We start from the raw sequence: 14,278 nt of genomic DNA on the forward strand, positions 1-14,278 counted from the left end.
TAATAAACCAAATGACCCCAAACTTAACCAGCACGCTATCTTGCGCTGTTTTTGGACATAACTTTGAACGCTCTAAAAGTAAGTCAGAATTTATCTGCACTGCTTGTAAGATTAAAGTTGATATAGACCAAAATGGCGACTTTGAAGAGCTTCCTTCTCAAAACAAAGAAGTTCATCAAACCATAAGGCAATTGTTCCTTTTAAGCAGACGAAAAACCGCATAGAATTTTTCACCGTTTAGCTGTTCAATCAACGCTGATTCTTATCATAAAATAAACCTATAGAATTATATGCTAATATAATGTTAGGTTATATGGTTATACCCTACTTATATCTTATATTTGCAAACTATTTAGAATTAATCTAACTTTATTATATGATTAAAGTTTCTGAAACAGCTAAAAATAAGGTAGTTGACCTCATGAAAGATGATGGCTTTAACCCTTCTACGGATTACATCCGAGTAGGCGTTAAAAGTGGTGGATGTTCAGGGCTATCTTATGACTTAAAATTTGATAAATCTCAAGTAGAAGGCGATAAGGTTTTTGAAGATAATGGCATTAAAATCATTGTTGACAAAAAGAGCTTTCTTTATCTCATAGGAACTACATTAGAATATTCTGGTGGTCTTAATGGCACTGGCTTCGTATTCAATAATCCTAATGCTAACAGAACTTGTGGCTGTGGCGAAAGTTTTTCACTCTAAATCTTATTAAGATGAACAAGTATACAGAAGACGATTTAAGAGAAGAGCTTAAAACCAAAGAGTACGAGTACGGATTCTATACAGACATTGAGTCCGATACGTTTCCAGTTGGATTAAATGAAGACATCGTAAGAGCTATCTCTAAAAAGAAGAATGAACCAGAATGGATGACCGAGTGGCGCTTGGATGCATTTAGAATTTGGCAAGATATGATTGAGCCTGAATGGGCTAACGTGAAATATCAAAAGCCAGACTTCCAGGCAATCTCTTACTACTCTGCACCAAACAGCAAACCAAAATACGATAGTCTAGATGAAGTTGACCCTGAGTTGCTAGCGACTTTCGAAAAGCTTGGTATTTCTCTAGATGAGCAAAAGAAATTAGCTGGTGTAGCTATGGATGTCGTTGTTGATTCTGTTTCTGTAGCAACGACGTTTAAAGAAACGCTAGCTGAAAAAGGCATCATCTTTATGAGTATTTCTGAAGCCATTCAAGAGCATCCGGAACTTGTAAAGAAATACATTGGTACCGTTGTACCAAAAACAGACAACTTCTATGCAGCATTGAATTCTGCTGTATTTAGTGATGGTAGTTTCTGCTACATTCCAAAAGGCGTTCGTTGTCCAATGGAATTATCTACATATTTCAGAATAAACCAAGCAGGAACAGGACAGTTCGAAAGAACTTTAGTGATTGCAGATGAAGGCAGTTACGTAAGTTATCTTGAAGGCTGTACTGCACCAAGTAGAGACGAGAATCAGTTGCATGCAGCCGTTGTAGAGCTTATTGCCTTAGATGATTCAGAGATCAAATATTCAACGGTTCAGAACTGGTATCCAGGTAATGCTGAAGGAGAAGGTGGAGTATTCAACTTTGTAACCAAAAGAGGTTTCTGTGAGACCAATGCAAAAATTTCCTGGACTCAAGTAGAAACTGGAAGTGCCGTGACATGGAAATACCCTTCATGTGTCTTGAAAGGTGACAACTCAGTTGGTGAGTTCTATTCTATTGCTGTAACAAATAATTATCAGCAGGCAGATACAGGAACAAAAATGATTCACCTTGGCAAGAATACCAAGTCTACAATTATCTCAAAAGGTATTTCTGCAGGAAAGTCTCAAAACAGCTATAGAGGTTTAGTTCAAATAAGCCCAAGAGCTGAAAATGCCAGAAACTTTTCACAATGCGATAGCCTTTTGATGGGTAACGAATGTGGTGCACACACATTCCCATACATCGAAGCAAAAAATAAATCTGCTCAAATCGAGCACGAAGCGACTACTAGCAAAATTGGTGAAGATCAAATCTTCTATTGTAACCAAAGAGGTATCGATACCGAAAAAGCAATCGCTCTGATTGTAAATGGATTCAGCAAAGAAGTGTTGAACAAATTACCAATGGAGTTTGCAGTAGAAGCTCAAAAATTATTAGAAATAAGTTTAGAAGGTTCAGTAGGTTAAAATTAAAATTCATGAAAAAGTTATTAGTCTTTTTATTGTCCATTACACTATTTACAGCATGTAAAAATGATGCTAAAACAGAAGAACAAACTGTAGAAACAGAAACAAACTCTTACAATCAAAATGATGGCTTAGTCACTATGAGAGGTGAGTTTATATACGTAGCCAAAGACGATGCTGCAGTTTTACAAACTTCGAATGAAATTTATGGTGTTGTTGTAGATGATAAAATGCACGAATTAAATAACCAACTGGCTGAATACAAAAAAGAAGAAACCGATATGGTTCCTGTAACGGTTAGAGTAAAGCGTTTTGAATCAAACGATACCAATACATGGAAATATCGTGTAGAGATAAAAGAGATTTTAAAAATTGAAGAACCATCCGAAAACAAGGATGATGTTATAAAACTTGGATCATAAATGTTAAAGATCAATAATTTACACGCAAGTGTTGAGGATAAAGGAATTCTAAGAGGTATTAACCTTGAAGTGAAGCCAGGAGAAGTACATGCTATTATGGGACCAAATGGTTCTGGTAAAAGTACTTTAGCTGCTGTGATTGCAGGAAAAGAAGATTATGAAGTTAGTGAAGGTGAAATCATTTTGGAAGGTGAAAATATCGACGAGCTCGCTGCAGAAGAACGCGCTCACAAAGGTATTTTCTTATCATTTCAGTATCCTGTAGAAATTCCTGGAGTTTCTGTAACTAACTTCATGAAAACAGCAATCAACGAAACTCGTAAGGCAAAAGGCTTAGAAGATATGCCAGCCAATGAGATGCTGAAAAAAATTCGTGAAAAGTCAGAACTTTTAGAGATCGACCGTAAGTTCTTATCACGTTCGCTTAACGAAGGTTTCTCTGGTGGTGAAAAGAAGCGTAATGAGATTTTCCAAATGGCAATGTTAGAGCCAAAATTGGCTATCCTAGACGAAACCGATTCAGGATTAGATATTGATGCCCTTCGTATTGTAGCCAATGGCGTTAACAAGTTGAAGAGTAAAGACAATGCTGTGATTGTCATCACGCACTACCAACGTCTTTTAGATTATATCGTACCAGATTATGTTCATGTTTTACATCAAGGACGTATTGTAAAGTCTGGATCTAAAGAATTAGCACACGAGCTGGAGGAAAAAGGATACGATTGGATTAAAGAAGAAGTGAACGCTTAATATAGTAAGCAAATGGAATTAAAAGAAAAACTCATATCATCTTTTCTAGCATTCGAAAATCAAATTGATATAGATTCTCCAGTTCATGATGTTAGAACAGAAGCTATCAAGGTTTTTGAAGACGAAGGGTTTCCAACTAAAAAGCAAGAAGCTTGGAAATACACCTCGTTGAACAAAATCCTTAAAGAAGACTATAGTGTTTTCCCAAAACAAGAAAACGCGCTTACATATCCAGACGTAAAGAAGTATTTCATTCATGATATAGACAGTTACAAAATTGTTTTTATCGATGGTAAATACTCTTCGCATCTATCGCAAACCACACACGATGGTATAGATGTTTGCTTAATGTCTGCGGCATTAAATAAGCCTAAGTATCGTTTAGTTATTGAAAATTACTTCAATAAAATTGCTTCAAAAGATAGTTTATCATCTTTGAATACAGCATTTTCTAGCGAAGGTGCCTACATTCATATCACAAAGAATAAATTGGTTGAGAAGCCTATCCAGGTGATTCATTTTGCAACTGGTAGCGAAAGTGCTTTAATGCTTCAACCTAGAAACTTGATTGTCGTAGGTGAAAATTCGCATGTTCAAATTATAGAGCGTCATCAAAGTCTTACTGACAATCCAGTATTAACAAATAGTGTTACTGAAATCTTTGCCAATAAGCGTGCAATTATTGATTACTATAAGGTTCAGAATGATCATCAGAATGCTTCATTGATTGACAATACGTTTATCAGTCAAAAACAAGAAAGCCACTGTTCCGTACATACATTCTCTTTTGGAGGTCAATTAACACGCAACAATTTGAATTTCCACCAACATGGTGAACGTATCGATTCAACCTTAAAAGGTATTACCATTATTGGTGATAAACAACATGTAGACCATAGCACCTTAGTACATCATATTGAGCCTAATTGTGAAAGCCACCAAGATTACAAAGGTATTTTTGGCGATAATGCTACAGGTGTATTCAACGGAAAAGTTGTTGTTGAAAAAGAAGCGCAAAAGACAAATGCATTTCAAGCCAATAACAACATACTCCTCAATGATAAAGCAACGATCAACACAAAACCTCAACTAGAGATTTTTGCTGATGACGTTAAGTGTTCTCATGGTTGTACAGTTGGTCAATTAGACGAAAGCGCAATGTTCTATCTACGCTCTAGAGGAATTCCAGAAAAGGAAGCTAAAGCCTTATTGATGTATGCTTTTGCGAATAATGTGTTGGAGAGTGTAAAGATTCCAGAAATCAAACAGCGTATTACTAAAATCATCGCCAACAAGCTAGGCGTAAATATTGGGTTTGATTTATAATTTTTGATAAGACCTTTATTTCCTGCTCAACCGTATGGATTCAAACCTTATGTTAGATATCGCAACCATCAGAAAAGATTTCCCGATTCTTCAACGAGAAGTTAACGGTAAACCTTTGGTGTATTTAGATAATGCTGCAACATCACAAACCCCTCAACAGGTCATTGATGTTATCGTAGACTATTATCACAACTATAACGCGAATATCCACAGAGGTGTGCATAGTCTGAGCCAAGAAGCAACGGATGCCTACGAAGCTGCCAGACAAAAAGTTCAGCAACATTTTAATGCCAAACATCCAGAAGAAATCATATTTACTTCTGGCACAACTCATGGTATTAATATGATTGCTAATGGATTTGCTTCAATGTTGAAAGCTGGCGATGATGTTATAGTCTCTGCATTAGAGCATCACAGCAATATAGTACCTTGGCAAATGCTTTGTGAAAAAACTGGAGCTACGCTCAAGGTTATTCCTATGAATCTTGAAGGGGAACTGGTACTTTCAGAATATGATAATTTACTTACCGAGAATACTAAACTGGTTTTTGTAAATCATATTTCAAATGCATTAGGAACCATAAACCCAATAGATACGATCATCAAAAAAGCGCATGAAGTAGGTGCAGCTGTTTTGGTCGATGGTGCACAAGCTTGTCCTCACATAAAACCAGATGTGCAAGCGCTAGATGTCGACTTTTATGTTGCCTCAGCTCATAAAATGTGTGGCCCAACAGGTGTTGGCATGCTTTACGGTAAAAAAGAATGGTTAACGCTTTTACCACCTTATCAAGGTGGTGGCGAAATGATTTCGGAAGTCACTTTCGAAAAAACTACTTATGCGGATTTACCGCACAAGTTTGAAGCAGGCACACCAAATGTTGCTGGAGGCATAGCATTTGGAGCAGCAATAGACTACATGAATTCTATAGGTTTTCAAGCTATTGCAGATTACGAAAACAACCTCTTGGAATATGCCACTTCAGAGTTATTATCTATTGATGGGCTGACAATCTATGGTACTTCAGACCAAAAAACATCTGTGATTTCATTCAACTTAGATGGTATTCATCCTTACGATGTAGGCACGCTTCTAGACAAAATGGGCATTGCCGTAAGAACAGGACATCACTGCGCTCAGCCAATCATGGACTTCTATAAAATACCTGGAACGATAAGAGCTTCTTTTTCATTTTACAACACCAAGGAGGAAATCGATCGATTTGTTGAAGGTGTCAAAAAAGCTAAGCTGATGTTATCTTAGGATTTCATACATTTAAGCAAAATTAACAACCATGCGTTTTATTAACCTTATGACTCTAGCTTTATTGCTAACTTTAATGTCTTGTGCTAAAGAAGACCCTATCAAAGTATTACACATTTCTGGAAATCTAGCAGATTGCGAAGGTGTTGCTCAACAAAAATGCCTTCAAGTAAAGTATGAAGGAGATACAGAATGGACGCTCTTTTATGATACCATAAAAGGCTTTAATCACACTAAGGGTATGGATTATGTCATTAAAGTAAAAGAAACAAAAGTAGATAATCCACCTGCAGATGGTTCTTCAATCTCCTATGAATTGGTTGAAACGATTAGATCTTACAAAACACCTTTACAGCTTGGAGAAGGCTCATGGAATGTTGTTTCTATTTTAGACCAAAGCAAGTTTACAAGAGCGCCTTTCATTACGTTAACGCCTTCTGAGAAAAAAATTCATGGCAGTACTGGTTGCAATAAGTTTTTTGGTTCACTAGTTTCAGATGATTTTAACTTCAAAGTTGAAGAAGTTGGTCTCACAAAAATGCTATGTGAAGACACTGAAACTGAAACCAAATTCTTAAAAATGTTGGAAGCAACAACTAATTTTGAAATCGTAGACGAGACCTTGCATTTACTGTCCTCGGACGGAAAAATATTAATCAAAGCAGCGCACGATAAGCTTAGACAATAATGTTTTGGCTTCATTTTTGAAATAACACTAATATGAACGTAAAACACTAGAGCTATGAAACTTTTATTCAGCCTATTGGCAATACTAATGTTGTCTAAAGAATGTGAGAACAAGAATACATCTTCTGCAAGTGAGGAGGTAAACACTACTGAACAAAGTCAGAAAATGGCTAGTATGGAAAAAGCACAAAATGAAATGACCATTACTTACGAAGCCTCTACAAGAGGATACTTCCATAAAGTTTGGGTTACAAAAGATACTATTCGTACAACGACAGATAGATATATGAAATCTATTGAAGGCTATCCTTGCCCAGAGAAAGATTGGGAAGAATTGATGGAAGCTATGAAAGATATAAAGCTTACTTCGCTTTCTGAGCTTGAGCCACCATCAAAAGCATTTCAATACGATGGTGCTGCTATGGCATCACTCAAAGTGCAGGATGGTGACGTTATATACGCTACGCCAATCTTTGATAATGGTAATCCTCCAAAGTCAATAGCGGCAGTGGTTAAAAAAGTGTTATCGCTCGGCGAAATGGTAGAAAAGCAATAAGGAAGTTGTACCTTTGCAAAAAGGTTTTTTACATGACGATAGAAGCGATCCAACAAGATATTATTGATGAGTTCTCAATGTTTGAAGATTGGGAAGAACGATATCAATATATGATTGATCTTGGTAAGACTTTACCACTTATAGACGACCAATATAAAATAGATAGTAATCTTATAAAAGGTTGCCAAAGTAAGGTATGGGTTCATGCTGAAATGAAAGATAATACGATTGCGTTTACAGCAGACAGTGATGCCATTATTACTAAAGGAATCATAGCGATCTTAATCAGAGTTTTTTCAAATCAGCATCCTGAAGCCATTATAAATGCCAATACTGATTTTATTGATGAAATCGGCCTAAAAGAGCATTTATCACCCACAAGAGCAAATGGCCTAGTAAATATGGTAAAGCAACTAAAAATGTACGCTATAGCCTATCAAACACAATTAAATTGATTATGAGCGAGATAATTATTGATACTGAAGCACTGGGAGAAAAAATCGTAAGAGTTCTAAAGACTATTTACGATCCAGAAATCCCTGTAGACATATACGAACTGGGTTTAATTTATGACGTCTTGGTTAACGAGGATTATGATGTAAAAATCCTTATGACCTTAACGACGCCAAACTGCCCTGTGGCTGAGACATTACCTCTCGAAGTTGAGGAAAAAGTAAAATCTCTTAATGATGTAAAATCTGCTGAAGTGGAGATTACTTTTGATCCACCTTGGTCGCAAGATTTAATGAGCGAAGAAGCTAAGTTAGAGTTAGGAATGTTATAACTCCACCATTAAAATATTCTAAAGCCTTGACAGTTCTACAGTCAAGGCTTTTTTGTTTTATCAAAATAGTATTATTTTCATGCCATGAACATTACTAGAGCCGTAGAAAACCTATTTAAACGATTCTTGCCCTCGCCATTTACCATAGCCATACTACTGACTTTGGTAACGATAATTTTAGCATTAACCTTTACAGAATCTAAAGATGAAGGCTCTCATCTATTAAACATCCTGTCTTATTGGGAAAAAGGCATCTGGAATACTGGCTTATTAGAATTTGCCTACCAAATGATGCTTATTCTGGTTCTTGGACATATTCTTGTGCTGAGCAAACCCATGAGTAATTTAATAATGGGACTTACGCGATATGCTAAGAATTCTACATCTGCAGTTATTCTGGTTAGTGTTACTACCATGCTTGTAGCATTCTTCAATTGGGGACTTGGACTTATTTTTGGTGCTATTCTCGCGAGAAAAGTCGGTGAGCATGCTCAGAAAAATAACATCGCTTTAAACTATCCGTTAGTCGGTGCAGCAGGTTATGTCGGCCTTATGATTTGGCATGGAGGCATTAGTGGTTCTGCACCTATAAAAGTTGCAGAAAGCAATCACATTATCGATATGATGAGTTCTATTTCAGATGCTTCTGTATTATCACAATTGCCAGAAAGTGTCAACTTCAATACAACTGTGTTTAGCTGGTGGAACTTATTACTCTTTGTCATTTTATTAATACTAATTCCTTTTGTATTAACCCGATTGGCCAAAGCCTCCAAACCAACATCTTTACATCTTGAAACTTACCAGTTTCAGTCTTCAAAAGATGAACCCATTGAAGGAGCAGAAAAAATGGACCATTCTAAGCTATTGGCAATTGGTTTTGGTGCTTTAATACTCATCGTATTCGGATATCAATATAGTGACAACCTTCTAAGACTGCAGATTACGCCAAACATGCTAAACTTTTTTATGCTTGGTCTAGCCATAATGTTGCATGGTAGTTTTAGTAGCTTTCTCAATGCTGTCGAGGAAGCCATAAAAGGCACTTCTGGGATACTTATTCAGTTTCCGCTATACTTTGGTATTATGGGGATTATGAAAGATACTGGTATGGTTGTTATGATTTCGGACTTCTTTGCCTCTATTGCAACGGCAACAACGCTACCAATTTTTACATTTTTTAGTGCAGGCTTGGTGAATATTTTTGTCCCAAGTGGTGGTGGCCAATGGGCGATACAAGGACCTATTGTCGCGGAATCTGCAATGCAACTAGGCGTTCCGCTACCAAAAGCTATTATGGCTTTGGCTTACGGTGATCAAATTACAAATATGTTACAACCATTTTGGGCACTACCTTTACTCGGAATCACAAAGTTAAAAGCTAAAGAGATTTTACCATATACCATTATCTTAATGCTTGTCGGTATCTCAGTATATATATTAGGCTTATTATTGCTGTAATAAAAAAGTCTCGAGGGTTAGTCGAGACTTTAATGTTGTGGTTTTAGGTTTTGACCTTTATAAACAAACTCAAAAAAAGCAATGATGAACAAAATAAGTGAACAAAGGTCATCTCAAATATGGCAAAAAATATCTTATTTTCAAAGTTTTAGATGGCTTTTAACAGCAAGAAATTTACTTAAACGTTGTAGTTATACATAAAATTGAAATTTCTAGATCAAAATATCGAATTCCCAAATGTCTCAGAAGCTACTGAAGATGGTCTGTTGGCTATTGGAGGTGATTTGTCTCCCGAGCGTCTAATCTATGCTTACGAAAATGGTATTTTTCCATGGTTTGATGATGGTCAACCTATCTTATGGTGGTCTCCCGATCCAAGATTTGTATTATTTCCTGAAGACCTTAAGGTGTCTAAAAGCATGAAACAGACACTTCGCAATAAAGATTTCGAGGTAACCGTGAACAAAGCCTTCGAAGACGTTATCAATGCTTGTGCTGCAATAAAGCGAGATGGTCAGTATAGCACATGGATATCACCTTCAATGATTGACGCTTATATCAAACTGCATGAACTAGGCTACGCAAAATCTGTAGAAGTTTGGGAACAAGAAGAACTAGTCGGAGGGCTTTATGGCATTGACCTGGGAAATAAAGTGTTTTGCGGTGAAAGTATGTTTACCAAAGTAAGTAATGCAAGTAAGGTTGGTTTTATCTCTTTTATTCAGAATAGTGACTATCGCTTAATAGATTGCCAGGTGCATACACTTCATCTTGAAAGTTTAGGTGCAAAATTTATTAGCAGATCCGATTTCTTGAAATTCCTAATTGATTAAATCTTCAAAATTCCTGAGGTAAGAATAAACAAACGCTGTTTGGTATCGATGTTTAATGCTTCAAATCTGTATTGAACTCCTGCTTGAATTTTGAATTGCTTAGACAATTGATATCCTACTTGAATAGTAGTTCTATGATCCAATTCTGGAGCAATTAGCTTATTCATACTCCAAAGTGCTTCCATAGACGACACCATATAAGCCTCTCCTGTATCCAAACGCTCTCCATTTAAGGGAAAGTCTAAAGCAAAGCGATAACGTGCTCTAAAAGTCGTAGAAGCATCAAAAATTCGCTCTTCTAGCCTTATACGATGCCCAAATCGCTTACTAAATCGTTTTTTTGTGTAATTGAATTGCTGAGTCAATCGCAGCTCATTAGAACTATCTTCAAACCAATCTCTATTTCTGTATTGAGCACCTAAGCTCACACTATGGTTGAACGTAAGACTTAGCGTAGAAAAATGGGCAATATCGATTTGCCTAAACTGAGCGTTAACCTCATCATTTCGATATAAATAATAACGTGTTCCTAACTTGAAGTTTATTTTATAATCCTGAGATACTTTATGGTTTACAGCAAATTCAGATTCTCCAAAACTGGTAAAATCGGATTGTGCGTGCAATATCGAAAATGCACATAGAAACACAGCTAAAAACCACTTCCTAATACAACACATAATCATAAGAAGAAGGAGCTACCACACGTTTTGAAATAAATTCACCTGATGCTGAAAACGTAAACTCTCCAAGAGCTCTGGAACTACCTGTTTTGGTTTCAGCAATAATCTCATAATATATATTGGAAAAATGAGCATTTTCTAAAGCAATCTTCAATAATTCTGCTGCATTTTGTGAGATCGGCCTATACTGTTTTTGGATTTTTATAATTCTGCTTTTTTTGTGATTTTCCTTGAAGTAGTTTTTAATGTTACTAAAAGCTTCTTGGTCTAAGTCTCTCTGCTTCATCAGCACTTCAATATCTTCCAAAATACCTTCAGTATTAAACTCAACACTAAAAAATTGCCTATTGTACTTAAACTTTGCCTCGTAACTTATTGTAGAACCATCTGTTTCTCTGAAGAGCTTTAGGCGTTTTACTGTTTTTGGTAGCGCCTCAATATGAATCAGTGCTTCCTTGGGAAAGTCTTCTTTGGATACGCGTTCTTCTATTTCGTTTTTCTCTTGGGCAAACGAAACAAACGCAGCACATAGAACTATTAAAATTGAAAATCTAAACTTCATTATATCTAAAACAATCTACCATGTGATCATTAACCATACCTGTCGCTTGCATGTGCGCATATACCACTGTAGTACCAACAAACTTGAAGCCTCTCTTTTTTAAATCTTTACTTATGGTGTCGCTCAAAGGCGTATTGGCTGGAACTTCGGACATAGTTTTAAAGGCATTCTTTATAGGCTTACCATCTACAAAACCCCATATATATTTACTGAAGCTTCCAAACTCTTCTTGTATTTTCATAAAGGCTTGAGCATTGGTTATTGTAGCATTGACTTTCAGCTTGTTTCTAATGATACCTGCATCTTGCAATAGGCTATCAATCTTTTTTTGATCGTATTTAGCAATCTTCTTATAATCAAACTTATCAAAAGCCTTTCTGAAATTCTCTCTCTTCTTCAAAACGGTGATCCAACTTAGTCCAGCTTGAAAAGTTTCAAGAATTAAAAATTCAAATAATGTATCATCATCATAGACTGGGACGCCCCACTCTTCATCATGATAAGCTTCATATAATGTATCACCTTCACTCCAATGACATCTGTGCTTTTCCATTTGTAAGTTTTTCAGAATTCAACTACTAATGTAAGAACTGTTACGCATTTTACGTAATAGAATTCTTAATATTGAAGAAAAATGGAAATGATTCTAGATAAAACTATCGAAACTGCTTTAGAAAGCAGTATTACATACAACGATTACAGAGCTTTGGTTGCAGACCAGGTTGAACATAAACAAACTAGTGGTGACAATCAGTCTGAAGCTTTGATCAACTATACCATGTTAAACGACAGGCGTATGAAACGTTGGGATAAAACAGTAAAGGTTGACCCTGAAAGCGTGGAAACTATTCAGTCCTTTTCTGGTGACACTACATGGTTGGTGATTTCGGAAAGCTGGTGTGGTGATGCAGCACATCTTCTGCCTGTAATGCATAAATTTTCTGAGCTAAATCCTAACATTAAACTACGTATTGTGTTTAGGGATGAGCATTTAGAATTAATGGATCAATACCTTACTAATGGAGGTAGATCTATTCCTAAACTTATTATGATAAACAATGCCACTGGTGATGTTGTAAACACTTATGGTCCAAGACCTTCTGTTGCTACTGAAATGGTTAACGCGTATAAGGCTGAGCATGGTCAACTAACTCCAGAATTCAAAGAAGATTTGCAACGTTGGTACAACAAAGACAAAGGACAAACGGCTATTAAGGACCTTAAGGGTATACTCGGAATCTAATTTTTCCCTTTAAAGTAAAAAGTAATTGAACCTAATTGCGACGTGTTACTTGAAGTGTCGAATGTAACTGCTTTGGCATACTCTAGTGCATGTTCAATGAGACATTCGTTTGTAGATGTAGACGTCGTGTTGACATAAGCATCGGTTACAGCACCTTGAGCATTAACAGTGATATTAATGACCATTTTACCACTGATTTCACAAAGGTATCTTGGCGTATTGTACTCTAACAGTGTTCTTCCTTTGAGTGAATAGGTTAATGTGCTGTTAGCATTTACACCTTTTTTGGAAGCATCTCTGGTATGCATTGCCAACTTATCATTTATCTTTTTGAATGAAGACTTATCAATGTCTTTAATGGCATAGTTTCCTTGTGAAGAACTGACTCTAGAGTTTTCGGTCAACACGTCTTGATCTTCATTCTGAAGCTGCTCCTCTTCAATAGATTTCATGGTCTTTTCAAAATCATTAGAATTCATTGATTTGAAATTCTTCATTAAATCTTTAAACTCCTGATCTTCATTTAAGGCTGAATTGGTTTGCGGAAGTTTGGAAGCCAATTCTTCCAACAATCGCTTTTCTTTTTCTTCTTCGGTTTCTGGTGTTAATTCATAGAAGCTTTCTGCAATGCGTTCATCTTGTTTTTTAATATGAACAGCAAACATAGCCATAACCATAGTCCCCGTTAGAAGAACAGTTATTAGTAGCGCCTTATGACTATCTGATAGATTCAAGTGCTTTGTTTTAGGTAAATATATACGTTATATCTCAAAAAATAGTTGATATGCTTCAAAAACAGACACTTCTATAGAAATGCTTGTTTTTCAAATTCATAAAATAATTGAGCAAAAATCAGCCCAAACTTTCTACAAATTCTTCCGGAGAGATAGCGTCTTCAACCTTAAAATCACCTATTCGTGTTCTTCGTAATGCGGAAAGATGAGCTCCAGAGTCGAGCGCTTTACCAAAATCGTGAGCTAGAGACCGAATATAGGTGCCTTTACTGCAAACCACTCTAAAGTCTACGTTTTTGCCTTCGATCTTAGTGATTTCAAACTCTGAAATAGTTACCTGTCGTGGTTTTATCTCAACATCCTGACCAGCTCTGGCAAATTGGTATAATCGCTTGCCATCTTTTTTAACTGCTGAAAATACTGGAGGATATTGTTCTATATTACCAATAAATGTCGAAGTTGTTGCTTTGATGCGTTCTTCGGTAATATGTTCAGTAGGAAATGTAGCGTTGATTTCAGTTTCAAGATCATACGATGGTGTAGTACTACCTAAAACTATGGTTCCAGTATACTCCTTTTCTTGTCCTTGAAAAGTATTAATCTGTTTTGTCATTTTGCCTGTACAAATGACTAATAGACCTGTTGCCAAAGGGTCTAACGTCCCTGCATGGCCTACTTTTATTTTTTTAATGTTGAAATTTTTACGGATAGCCCAACGTAGTTTATTTACTACCTGAAAAGAAGTCCACTCAAGAGGTTTATCAATCAGCAAAACTTGCCCTGATGTAAAATACAATGCGTCCATAA

The 14,278-nt window shown here is 36.2% G+C and carries 19 protein-coding genes; 14 read left to right on the top strand and 5 right to left on the bottom strand.

The genetic code is table 11. From position 1 onward, the window contains the following. Positions 1 to 11: 11 nt before the first annotated feature. The 13 genes from NCE97_RS10640 (at position 12) to aat (ending at position 10,252) form a co-directional block, all read left to right on the top strand. Positions 12 to 224: a hypothetical protein gene (locus tag NCE97_RS10640; protein ID WP_353779148.1), complete on the top strand. Its 213-nt coding sequence runs from the start codon at positions 12 to 14 to the stop codon at positions 222 to 224. 152 nt (positions 225 to 376) lie between these two features. Further along, positions 377 to 706, top strand: a complete 330-nt coding sequence (locus NCE97_RS10645; protein WP_353779149.1) for a HesB/IscA family protein — start codon at positions 377 to 379, stop codon at positions 704 to 706. A gap of 11 nt (positions 707 to 717) precedes the next feature. Beyond that, entirely contained in the window at positions 718 to 2,166 is a 1,449-nt protein-coding gene (gene sufB / locus NCE97_RS10650; protein ID WP_353779150.1) for a Fe-S cluster assembly protein SufB, read from the top strand. A gap of 11 nt (positions 2,167 to 2,177) precedes the next feature. After that, positions 2,178 to 2,588, top strand: coding sequence for a hypothetical protein (locus NCE97_RS10655; protein WP_353779152.1), 411 nt, complete (start codon positions 2,178 to 2,180; stop codon positions 2,586 to 2,588). Then, complete coding sequence (gene sufC, locus NCE97_RS10660; protein WP_353779153.1) at positions 2,589 to 3,341, top strand: Fe-S cluster assembly ATPase SufC; 753 nt, start codon at positions 2,589 to 2,591, stop codon at positions 3,339 to 3,341. Positions 3,342 to 3,353: 12 nt separating this feature from the next. Then, a complete protein-coding gene (sufD, locus tag NCE97_RS10665) occupies positions 3,354 to 4,667 on the top strand; it encodes a Fe-S cluster assembly protein SufD (RefSeq protein WP_353779154.1) in 1,314 nt (437 codons plus the stop codon). A gap of 34 nt (positions 4,668 to 4,701) precedes the next feature. Further along, on the top strand, positions 4,702 to 5,931 hold the full coding sequence (locus tag NCE97_RS10670) for an aminotransferase class V-fold PLP-dependent enzyme (RefSeq protein WP_503066095.1): 1,230 nt from the start codon (positions 4,702 to 4,704) through the stop codon (positions 5,929 to 5,931). A 31-nt stretch (positions 5,932 to 5,962) separates the two neighbouring features. Next, entirely contained in the window at positions 5,963 to 6,619 is a 657-nt protein-coding gene (locus NCE97_RS10675; RefSeq protein ID WP_353779155.1) for a DUF4377 domain-containing protein, read from the top strand. A gap of 54 nt (positions 6,620 to 6,673) precedes the next feature. Beyond that, positions 6,674 to 7,174, top strand: a complete 501-nt coding sequence (locus NCE97_RS10680; RefSeq protein ID WP_353779157.1) for a hypothetical protein — start codon at positions 6,674 to 6,676, stop codon at positions 7,172 to 7,174. Positions 7,175 to 7,206: 32 nt separating this feature from the next. Continuing rightward, a complete protein-coding gene (locus tag NCE97_RS10685; protein WP_353779158.1) occupies positions 7,207 to 7,629 on the top strand; it encodes a SufE family protein in 423 nt (140 codons plus the stop codon). Positions 7,630 to 7,631: 2 nt separating this feature from the next. Next, a complete protein-coding gene (locus NCE97_RS10690; protein WP_353779160.1) occupies positions 7,632 to 7,958 on the top strand; it encodes a DUF59 domain-containing protein in 327 nt (108 codons plus the stop codon). Between the two features lie 84 nt (positions 7,959 to 8,042). Further along, the gene (locus tag NCE97_RS10695; RefSeq protein WP_353779162.1) at positions 8,043 to 9,419 is read left to right on the top strand and encodes a short-chain fatty acid transporter; all 1,377 of its coding nucleotides are present in this window, start codon (positions 8,043 to 8,045) and stop codon (positions 9,417 to 9,419) included. A gap of 203 nt (positions 9,420 to 9,622) precedes the next feature. Further along, positions 9,623 to 10,252: a leucyl/phenylalanyl-tRNA--protein transferase gene (aat, locus tag NCE97_RS10700; RefSeq protein WP_353779163.1), complete on the top strand. Its 630-nt coding sequence runs from the start codon at positions 9,623 to 9,625 to the stop codon at positions 10,250 to 10,252. Here aat and NCE97_RS10705 read toward each other — a convergent pair. The 3 genes from NCE97_RS10705 to NCE97_RS10715 are packed head-to-tail and all read right to left on the bottom strand — an operon-like array spanning position 10,249 to position 12,047. After that, a complete protein-coding gene (locus NCE97_RS10705) occupies positions 10,249 to 10,875 on the bottom strand; it encodes a DUF2490 domain-containing protein (RefSeq protein WP_353779164.1) in 627 nt (208 codons plus the stop codon). The two genes, aat and NCE97_RS10705, sit on opposite strands and share 4 nt — an antisense overlap. A 40-nt stretch (positions 10,876 to 10,915) precedes the next feature. Further along, complete coding sequence (locus NCE97_RS10710; protein WP_353779166.1) at positions 10,916 to 11,494, bottom strand: hypothetical protein; 579 nt, start codon at positions 11,492 to 11,494, stop codon at positions 10,916 to 10,918. Further along, positions 11,484 to 12,047: a DNA-3-methyladenine glycosylase I gene (locus tag NCE97_RS10715; RefSeq protein ID WP_353779167.1), complete on the bottom strand. Its 564-nt coding sequence runs from the start codon at positions 12,045 to 12,047 to the stop codon at positions 11,484 to 11,486. Before NCE97_RS10715 ends, NCE97_RS10710 begins: the two co-directional genes overlap by 11 nt. Positions 12,048 to 12,128: 81 nt before the next feature. On the opposite strand from NCE97_RS10715, the gene NCE97_RS10720 reads away from it, so the two are divergent. Beyond that, a complete protein-coding gene (locus tag NCE97_RS10720) occupies positions 12,129 to 12,737 on the top strand; it encodes a thioredoxin family protein (protein WP_353779168.1) in 609 nt (202 codons plus the stop codon). Here NCE97_RS10720 and NCE97_RS10725 read toward each other — a convergent pair. Together NCE97_RS10725 and truB are read right to left on the bottom strand one after the other, a co-directional pair. Further along, on the bottom strand, positions 12,734 to 13,471 hold the full coding sequence (locus NCE97_RS10725; RefSeq protein ID WP_353779170.1) for a hypothetical protein: 738 nt from the start codon (positions 13,469 to 13,471) through the stop codon (positions 12,734 to 12,736). The two genes, NCE97_RS10720 and NCE97_RS10725, sit on opposite strands and share 4 nt — an antisense overlap. Before the next feature lie 118 nt (positions 13,472 to 13,589). Beyond that, positions 13,590 to 14,276 (bottom strand): tRNA pseudouridine(55) synthase TruB, encoded by a 687-nt coding sequence (gene truB / locus NCE97_RS10730; RefSeq protein WP_353779171.1) that lies wholly within the window; start codon positions 14,274 to 14,276, stop codon positions 13,590 to 13,592. Between the last annotated feature and the right edge of the window lie 2 nt (positions 14,277 to 14,278).

This window comes from Winogradskyella sp. 3972H.M.0a.05 (assembly GCF_040493455.1).
In the GTDB taxonomy this organism is placed as follows: domain Bacteria; phylum Bacteroidota; class Bacteroidia; order Flavobacteriales; family Flavobacteriaceae; genus Microcosmobacter.

Coding starts and splice junctions, on each gene's coding strand:
- NCE97_RS10640 (WP_353779148.1), top strand. CDS start 12: ATGACCCCAAACTTAACCAGCACGCTATCTTGCGCTGTTTTTGGACAT.
- NCE97_RS10645 (WP_353779149.1), top strand. CDS start 377: ATGATTAAAGTTTCTGAAACAGCTAAAAATAAGGTAGTTGACCTCATG.
- sufB (WP_353779150.1), top strand. CDS start 718: ATGAACAAGTATACAGAAGACGATTTAAGAGAAGAGCTTAAAACCAAA.
- NCE97_RS10655 (WP_353779152.1), top strand. CDS start 2,178: ATGAAAAAGTTATTAGTCTTTTTATTGTCCATTACACTATTTACAGCA.
- sufC (WP_353779153.1), top strand. CDS start 2,589: ATGTTAAAGATCAATAATTTACACGCAAGTGTTGAGGATAAAGGAATT.
- sufD (WP_353779154.1), top strand. CDS start 3,354: ATGGAATTAAAAGAAAAACTCATATCATCTTTTCTAGCATTCGAAAAT.
- NCE97_RS10670 (WP_503066095.1), top strand. CDS start 4,702: ATGGATTCAAACCTTATGTTAGATATCGCAACCATCAGAAAAGATTTC.
- NCE97_RS10675 (WP_353779155.1), top strand. CDS start 5,963: ATGCGTTTTATTAACCTTATGACTCTAGCTTTATTGCTAACTTTAATG.
- NCE97_RS10680 (WP_353779157.1), top strand. CDS start 6,674: ATGAAACTTTTATTCAGCCTATTGGCAATACTAATGTTGTCTAAAGAA.
- NCE97_RS10685 (WP_353779158.1), top strand. CDS start 7,207: ATGACGATAGAAGCGATCCAACAAGATATTATTGATGAGTTCTCAATG.
- NCE97_RS10690 (WP_353779160.1), top strand. CDS start 7,632: ATGAGCGAGATAATTATTGATACTGAAGCACTGGGAGAAAAAATCGTA.
- NCE97_RS10695 (WP_353779162.1), top strand. CDS start 8,043: ATGAACATTACTAGAGCCGTAGAAAACCTATTTAAACGATTCTTGCCC.
- NCE97_RS10710 (WP_353779166.1), bottom strand. CDS start 11,494: ATGAAGTTTAGATTTTCAATTTTAATAGTTCTATGTGCTGCGTTTGTT.
- NCE97_RS10715 (WP_353779167.1), bottom strand. CDS start 12,047: ATGGAAAAGCACAGATGTCATTGGAGTGAAGGTGATACATTATATGAA.
- NCE97_RS10720 (WP_353779168.1), top strand. CDS start 12,129: ATGGAAATGATTCTAGATAAAACTATCGAAACTGCTTTAGAAAGCAGT.
- truB (WP_353779171.1), bottom strand. CDS start 14,276: ATGGACGCATTGTATTTTACATCAGGGCAAGTTTTGCTGATTGATAAA.